Source organism: Escherichia sp. R1 (assembly GCF_003000935.1).
Lineage (GTDB): Bacteria > Pseudomonadota > Gammaproteobacteria > Enterobacterales > Enterobacteriaceae > Escherichia > Escherichia coli.
On sequence record NZ_PSRU01000082.1, the window covers coordinates 1 to 838 of the forward strand.

The following is an 838-nucleotide window of genomic DNA, read 5'->3' on the forward strand; positions in this document are numbered from 1 at the left end:
TCGGGATCAGTTTTTGCCAGATAACTGAAACGTATTTTGCCTGGTAACGGGCGTCATCAAGTGCATTATGGCGCTCACCTTCGAATGGAATAGCCGTTCTGGCATCGAAGTCTATGGCTTTCCCCAGCTCAACGATTGTGCGTACATCGCGATCGTTGTAGTAACGCCACGGGCAGGGGATCCCCTGCCGTTCGTATGAACGGCGCAAAATCGTGTTGTCGAAGTTGGCTCCATTTCCCCAGACCTGAACAAAAAATTCACCGGAGTTTTCGTCGATAAATTCCCGCAATTGTAACAGTGCATCATCTAACGGGATTTCATCGGTCATAATGGCAGATTGCGCTTCGCGTGATTGCTTAAGCCACCATTTAATGGTGTCCCGATCAATGACTCCGCCAGCAGTTTCCAGATCGATAGTCTTACTAAATTCCGGTCCCATATCTCCGGTTTGCGGATCGAAAAATATTGCACCTATTGAGATGATCGGGGCATCAGGATTTTTTCCCATGGTTTCAAGGTCGATCATTAGATGGTCACACGTCCTGCTGGTGGATGTGATTTCTTGATGACCGTTCACCTTAATTGAGTGATCTGCCGTCTCGCCAGTTTCATTATCGCTATCGTGATGCTGATTGCCGCCAGTGTTCTCCTTGTGTGGATGTTCAGCGCCTTCCATTTCCTCCGGATCATCTTCCTGAACTTCAACCTGATACTCTTCATCGAATGTTTCCTGGTATGTTGCGTCGCCCATCACCGCGCCACAATCAGGGCAGTTGCCGCCGCCGGTCTGACCGCAGGCGGTGCAGACTTTTTCCACTTCCTGTTGCGCCACTGGTTC

Annotated in this window: 1 protein-coding gene; it reads right to left on the reverse strand. The window is 49.8% G+C overall.

The genetic code is table 11. From position 1 onward, the window contains the following. Positions 1 to 838: 3'-5' exonuclease (locus C4F37_RS27180; RefSeq protein WP_176444603.1), on the reverse strand; the 838-nt coding region annotated here is incomplete at both ends.